Annotated in this window: 5 protein-coding genes and 3 tRNA genes; 4 read left to right on the top strand and 4 right to left on the bottom strand. The window is 44.0% G+C overall.

From position 1 onward, the window contains the following. The first annotated feature begins 83 nt into the window (after positions 1–83). The 4 genes from ABYB02_RS13210 to ABYB02_RS13225 all read left to right on the top strand — a co-directional run bounded on the left by ABYB02_RS13210 (position 84) and on the right by ABYB02_RS13225 (position 2,441). Positions 84–159: transfer RNA gene (locus ABYB02_RS13210), tRNA-Val, on the top strand. Positions 160–314: 155 nt separating this feature from the next. Then, positions 315–390, top strand: a tRNA-Val gene (locus ABYB02_RS13215). A 56-nt stretch (positions 391–446) separates the two neighbouring features. After that, positions 447–522: transfer RNA gene (locus tag ABYB02_RS13220), tRNA-Val, on the top strand. Positions 523–812: 290 nt separating this feature from the next. Next, positions 813–2,441 carry a response regulator gene (locus tag ABYB02_RS13225; protein ID WP_372762907.1) on the top strand — a complete coding sequence of 543 codons (1,629 nt, stop codon included), beginning with the start codon at positions 813–815 and terminating at the stop codon, positions 2,439–2,441. Between the two features lie 44 nt (positions 2,442–2,485). Here the strand turns inward: ABYB02_RS13225 and msrB are convergent, their stop codons facing one another. From msrB to zipA, 4 genes are all read right to left on the bottom strand, one after another. Then, positions 2,486–2,926 (bottom strand): peptide-methionine (R)-S-oxide reductase MsrB, encoded by a 441-nt coding sequence (gene msrB / locus ABYB02_RS13230; RefSeq protein WP_372762903.1) that lies wholly within the window; start codon positions 2,924–2,926, stop codon positions 2,486–2,488. A 184-nt stretch (positions 2,927–3,110) separates the two neighbouring features. Continuing rightward, positions 3,111–3,632, bottom strand: coding sequence for a DUF2919 domain-containing protein (locus ABYB02_RS13235; protein ID WP_372762904.1), 522 nt, complete (start codon positions 3,630–3,632; stop codon positions 3,111–3,113). Next, positions 3,625–5,646 (bottom strand): NAD-dependent DNA ligase LigA, encoded by a 2,022-nt coding sequence (ligA, locus tag ABYB02_RS13240; protein ID WP_372762905.1) that lies wholly within the window; start codon positions 5,644–5,646, stop codon positions 3,625–3,627. Before ligA ends, ABYB02_RS13235 begins: the two co-directional genes overlap by 8 nt. Before the next feature lie 82 nt (positions 5,647–5,728). Next, positions 5,729–6,475: a cell division protein ZipA gene (zipA, locus tag ABYB02_RS13245; protein ID WP_372762906.1), complete on the bottom strand. Its 747-nt coding sequence runs from the start codon at positions 6,473–6,475 to the stop codon at positions 5,729–5,731. Position 6,476: the final 1 nt, after the last annotated feature.

Raw genomic sequence — 6,476 nt, forward strand, 5'->3', positions numbered from 1 at the left:
GAGCATCACCGCTACTTACAAGTAATGGCGACGTTCACTGGTTAAAGTCCAGTACTATCTGCAAAGGTAGTAGCATGTAATATGGGTCGTTAGCTCAGTTGGGAGAGCATCGCCCTTACAAGGCGAGGGTCACTGGTTCAAGTCCAGTACGACCCACCATTATTTATAATGGTGAATTAAATTTTAAAATGTAATTTGGGTGATTAGCTCAGTTACAAAAGAAGAAAGCATCACCGCCCTTTATAAATAAAGGCGAGGATCACTGGTTAAAGTCCAGTATTAACTATCACCCTTGATAGTTAATAATGTAATTTGGGTGATTAGCTCAGTTGGGAGAGCATCGCCCTTACAAGGCGAGGGTCACTGGTTCAAGTCCAGTATCACCCACCAAATTACAGACTAAATGCTTTAAGCGTTTAATCAACAGTCATACCTATTTTATATGTGGGTGATTAGCTCAGTTGGGAGAGCATCGCCCTTACAAGGCGAGGGTCACTGGTTCAAGTCCAGTATCACCCACCACATATAAACACTTCTAAACACTTCTAAATACTTCTAAATACTTCTATTCGAATCTTAACCTAATATATAAATGTTTATTTCTGGTAATTAGCTCCATTGTAAAAGAAAGCGCATCGCCGCCCTTTACAAGTTAAATGCTCTGCACGCGGCTTCCCTTGTTACTTTACACATCAGCATAATGGTGTAAGTGCACCCTAGCTTGCTAATTATTTCAGCTAATGCCTAAATTACCTTGTAAGCAGCTAAACTGTTGATTATAGTCTGTGTTAAATACAAAAATTATTAAGCCAATGCCGACAAAAACCAATGCATCAGCCAAAATACTTATAGTCGAAGAGCAGCCTCTCGCTCAAAGCTATATGAAACAATCGCTAGAAAGGCTTGGCTTTCGGCAGTTACGTTTTGCTGATCATGCTAATTCGGCCAAAGAGCAATGCTTGCATGAACCATTTGATTTAATTGTTTGCTCTTTTAACTTAAGTAAACAACAAGATGGGTATCAGCTTTATGAGGAATTACGCGTAAAGCAGTTAATAAAAAGCTCTACCGGTTTTATTTTTATTTCTGCAGAAACAAGCGGCTCTCTTGTGCATAGTGTACTTGAGTTACAGCCCGATGACTTTTTAGTAAAACCATTTACTGTACAAGAGCTTACCACACGCATTGAGCGTATTTTAAAACGTAAAAGCGACCTGCAAACGATATATAATTTTATTGACGATGGTAACGATTCTAAAGCGTTAAAGTACATAGACGCTGCATTACATAAAAATAAAAATTACAGCCCTATCCTATTGCGGCTGAAGGGCGATGCGCTATTACGCCTCAATCGCAACCAAGAAGCGAAAGACTTTTTTAAATCGGTACTCGATATTCAAAAATTTGCATGGGCAAAAGTAGGTTTAGTTGAAGCCCTTATAAATAATAATGAACATATTTTAGCGCAGCGCATGCTTAAAACGATGCTTGAGCGTCAAGAAACCCGTTTAATAGCCCTCGATTTACTTGGCCGTTTAGAAATAAAACTAAACCAGTACGAGCTTGCGCAAGAGTTTTTAAGTCAAGCCGTTGAAATTGCACCGCGTAATATTAGCCGTCAAAAGTCATTAAGTACGGTTTCGTTACTTAATCATGACTATGAAAAAAGTTACCTTACGCAAAGAGATATTGCCACCTACGCTAAATACTCGATTCACGACAACCCCGACATTTACTTAAATGCCGCGCGTGCCGGAATTGATTTTGCCTTAACCACAGATCAAACAGATCAGATACAGCGCATTTCTCGGCAAACAAACCAATATATTAATGATTTAAAAAGCCAGTTTCCAAATAATGTGAATCAAGCGCAAATTGATGTTCTCAACGCACGGCTACATTACCTTAAAGATGAACACACGAAAGCAAAACGCTTAATTGAACAGTTAGATGAAGACGATACGCAAATTCGCTCTGTAGACGGTGCGCTCGATAAAGCAAAGGCATTTCATGAGCTGGGGTTTCATCATAAGGCGCAGCATTTATTTGGCCAAATTATTGCGCATTGCGAGCGCCACCCAAGTATTAAAGACACCTCCTATTTACGTTATATTCAGCAGCAGCAAAGTGAGCGGCGCGATATTAAATTAGGCCCTAAAGAGCTTAATAACCATGCTGTAAATCAGTTTAACCAAGGTAAGTTAAATACGGCACTAGAAGCGTTTACACAAGCATTTAGAGTCATGCCGCGTAATCAAAGCATTGCACTTAATTTATTACAGTGTTTGCTTGATGCTACAAAAGAAGGGCGTTCATTTAACTTGGATCTTGCTAAAAAGTGTTACGCTTCGTTAAGTAAAGCACCGCTGCCCGCGGATCAAGCGCAGCGCTTAGATAAGATTTTACATAAAGCCAAAGAGTTCAAACTGAACCTATCCTAGCCGCATTTTAACAGCTAGGTTAAAGGGTTATTTAAGCCATTTTGTTACAGTTTTTTCATTGCAACGGCATTAACACAGTAACGTAAACCTGTTGGGGCTGGGCCATCAGGAAAAACATGGCCTAAGTGTGCATCACATACATTACACAGCGCTTCAATACGCTGCATACCATGACTAACATCACTGCTATAAGCGACCGCCGCGATAGTTGCAGGTTGGCTAAACGATGGCCAGCCAGTGCCGCTATCAAATTTTTCGTCTGCATCGAATAATAAGTTATCGCAGCAAATACAGGCATATTTACCTGGCTCTAACAGTGTACAGCTACTTGAGCTATGCGGGCGCTCTGTGCCTTTATTGCGGGTTACATAATATTGCTCTTCGCTCAGTTGCTCACGCCATTGCTGCTCGCTCTTAACTACCTTTTTAGCAGCCGGTGGATTACCGTTAGTGGCAAAATTAATAATATCGTTCCATTGCAACATAACTACCTCATTGAATTGTTGATAGGCTAAATAACACCCTATTGGCCACACTGCACATCAGCGAAGCCAATTGTAATAGTGCATTTTTACTATAGCAGCCGGCGTTAAGTTAATAGCAAACCGCCCTGCTTTAAGTAATGTAACGCATCTATACGCTGTGAGAACTGTATTTAGTTCATGCGTTCTACTTTTTATCAGCCGCGGTTTTTTCGGTTGGCTCAGGCCAATCATTAAAAAATACCGTTAAATAGCGGCTTTTTGCTAAATAGCACAACACCCATAACACTATCACCATTTGTACCGCTAAAAATAACGAAAACCGATAATGACTGTGCGCTGCCTGTATGGTTAACCATGTTAAGTCTACCAGCGCACATAAAATAAGTGGCCAGCGCATATAACGCCAAATAGTAGCGAGCCGCTCGCTACTGTGATGAGAGTCTCGCGGGCGACGCAAACAAAATAGTATCGCCGGCGCGATGGCAATGGCGCCAATAGCCAGCGCGATAAAAAAGTCGTTTTTAGATTTAAAAAACAATGACATTAAATCGAGCTCGGGGCGACGACTGAGCCCCGCCACCAGCCAAATAAAATAGCCGCGCAGTAGCACTAGTATTGTTAAGTGAAAACCAATGGGGGTACGGTAGCAGCCGTACTTATCCCAATATTCGGGCCCAAACTGCGCGCGCTGTTGCTTTTTAACCATGGTGCTTTTCAAACAGTGCGATTAAATCTTCTTCTGTTAAAATCTCAATACCGAGATCTTGCGCTTTGGTTAGTTTTGACCCTGCTTTTTCGCCCGCCACCAGCGCATCGGTTTTAGCCGACACACTGCCCGACACTTTAGCCCCAAGTTGTTGTAAGCGTGCTTTAGCATCGTTGCGGTTTAAGGTATTAAGGGTGCCAGTTAATACATAGGTGAGCCCTGCTAGCGGTTGCTGTTGCGCCGATGGTGGCGTTAATGCAGGCCAGTTTATCCCTTGCTCAAGCAGTGCATTGACCACATCTAAATTATGCTGCTCAGCAAAAAAACCATGAATGTGGGTTGCCACAATTTCACCCACATCGCTTACTTCAGTTAAGCTGTCGATACTGGCGTTGATGATATTTTCTAACGTTAAAAAATGATTTGCCAAGTTTTGTGCTGTGGCCTCACCGGCTTCGCGAATGCCTAATGAGTAAATAAACTTAGCAAGTGTCGTTGTTTTCGCCTGTTGCAGTGCTGTGACCAAGTTTTTCGCCGACTTGGGGCCCATGCGCTCCAGTGACTCAAAATGCCCTTGCTTTAACACAAATAAATCTGCGGGTGTTTTGATGAGCTCTCTATCTACCAGCTGATCAACAATTTTATCGCCTAACCCGTCAATATCGAGCGCCTTGCGTGAGGCAAAGTGCTTAATGGCTTGTTTACGTTGTGCCGGACACACCAGCCCGCCAGTGCAACGCGCGACCGCTTCACCGGCTACTTTTTCTACCTGGGAGTCACAGATTGGACACGTCACTGGAAATACAATGTCGCGCGCATCATCTGGGCGGCGCTCAAGTACCACTTGCGTTATTTGTGGAATAACATCGCCGGCGCGGCGAATAACCACTGTATCACCTACTTTAACGCCTAGGCGTGCTATTTCATCACCATTATGTAGTGTCGCATTTGATACCGTTACCCCGCCAACAAATACGGGCTCTAGGCGTGCCACTGGGGTTACCGCGCCGGTACGACCCACCTGAAATTCCACATCGAGTAAGGTGGTAATTTCTTCTTGTGCCGGAAACTTATACGCAATAGCCCAACGCGGCGCACGCGCTACAAAGCCTAAACGCTCTTGTAAGGCTTTATTATTTACTTTGATAACTACGCCATCAATTTCGTACTTAAGCTCGCCACGGCGCGTTAAAATATCGTTATAGTAGGCAAGCGCCGCTTTCGGGCCTTCTACTAACTTGGTTTCTGGACACAGTGGTAAACCCCAATCGGTTAGTTTAGCCAGTTGCTGAAAATGATCCTCTGGAATACTGCCATTGGCTACTAAGCCTGTACTGTAGGCATAAAACATCAGTGGCCGCTTTGCGGTCACCTTGGAATCAAGCTGGCGCAAACTCCCAGCGGCGGCATTACGCGGGTTAACAAACACTTTTTCGCCGCGTTGTTGTGCTTCGCTGTTTAGTTTTTCAAAACCCGCACTGTCCATAAACACTTCGCCACGCACTTCAAGTTCAGCAGGGTAATCATCACCACGCAGCTTCAATGGCACATTGCGAATTGTTTTCACATTTTGGGTAATGTTTTCGCCGGTAAAGCCATCGCCTCGCGTTGCCGCCTGCACTAGCACGCCATCACGATAAATAATGGATACTGCTAAACCATCAAGCTTTGGCTCACAACAAAAGGTCAGCTCTTCGCTGCTCATTAAGCGCTCTTTGATGCGGCGGTTAAATGCGCTAAATTCATCTTCACTAAAGGCATTGTCTAGCGACAACATAGGCACCTGGTGGGCCACTTGCTCAAATTTACTTAGCGCTGCACCGCCTACTTTTTGCGTTGGCGAGTCCGCCGTTAAATACTCAGGGTGTGCGGTTTCAAGCGCGCTTAGTTCGCGTAACAGTCTGTCGTACTCGGCATCAGGAATACTGGGGGTGTCGAGCACGTAATAATTATAATTGTGCTGCTCTAAAGTACTACGAAGATAATTAATTTGCTCACTAATGCTACTTGCCATTGAAACCTCAAAAAAACATAAAAAAAGCCACTTTGACGAATTACCGTCCAGTGGCTTATAAAAACTTAACCTAATGCGTTAGTTACGCTGCAAATGCACGCACTTGCTCAACATATTGACGAACCCGCTCTACCGTCATTACTTCACGCTCTGCATCTAAAATTTGCGCACCAAATTCATCCGCTAGCTTTTTAGCTGCGCTGTGCAACATATTAAAAGCCGCTAAACCGTCGCCATCACATGGCAGGGTCATAAACAAGCTCACTCCCGCGGTACTGAATTGTTCCATATTATCAATATCAAACGTACCTGGGTTGTACATATTTACCAGCCTAAATAAAACCGGACCTTGGCCTGCGGGATCTAGGTGGCGATTAAAAAAGCCTTCTTCTGAATACTTAAAGCCTAAGGTATTGACCGCAGGTAATAACTGACTGCCCTGCATAGTCATGCCCTCTGGCATTTGAATATGCACAATCACGAAGTCGGCAACCGCTGCAGGCTCTTCGCTTTGGGTAGCAGCTGGCTCCTGCTCGACAACCTGTAAATCGTCTTCAATGGGTACTTCTGGCACACTGGTATCAATTTGTGGCTCATCCGCGGTAAAATTTAATTCACCGAGTTGCGGCTCATCTCGCTCAAAAGCAACCGGCTCAGCGGCCTCTGTGCTTGGCGCATGAGCAGGCGCGCTGTGTTGTGGTTCTACCCGCTCGCTAGTAGGTGTTTCTGGGGTATCTTTTTTTCTCACTGACCATAAACCATGTATTAATAAGCCACCTATGACAAATACACTGATCACGATTAAAACCCATCTTAATTCTTCGGCCATC

Origin of the sequence: Pseudoalteromonas sp. (assembly GCF_041613455.1) — a bacterium.
Lineage (GTDB): Bacteria > Pseudomonadota > Gammaproteobacteria > Enterobacterales > Alteromonadaceae > Pseudoalteromonas.

Coding starts and splice junctions, on each gene's coding strand:
- ABYB02_RS13225 (WP_372762907.1), top strand. CDS start 813: ATGCCGACAAAAACCAATGCATCAGCCAAAATACTTATAGTCGAAGAG.
- msrB (WP_372762903.1), bottom strand. CDS start 2,926: ATGTTGCAATGGAACGATATTATTAATTTTGCCACTAACGGTAATCCA.
- ABYB02_RS13235 (WP_372762904.1), bottom strand. CDS start 3,632: ATGGTTAAAAAGCAACAGCGCGCGCAGTTTGGGCCCGAATATTGGGAT.
- ligA (WP_372762905.1), bottom strand. CDS start 5,646: ATGGCAAGTAGCATTAGTGAGCAAATTAATTATCTTCGTAGTACTTTA.
- zipA (WP_372762906.1), bottom strand. CDS start 6,475: ATGGCCGAAGAATTAAGATGGGTTTTAATCGTGATCAGTGTATTTGTC.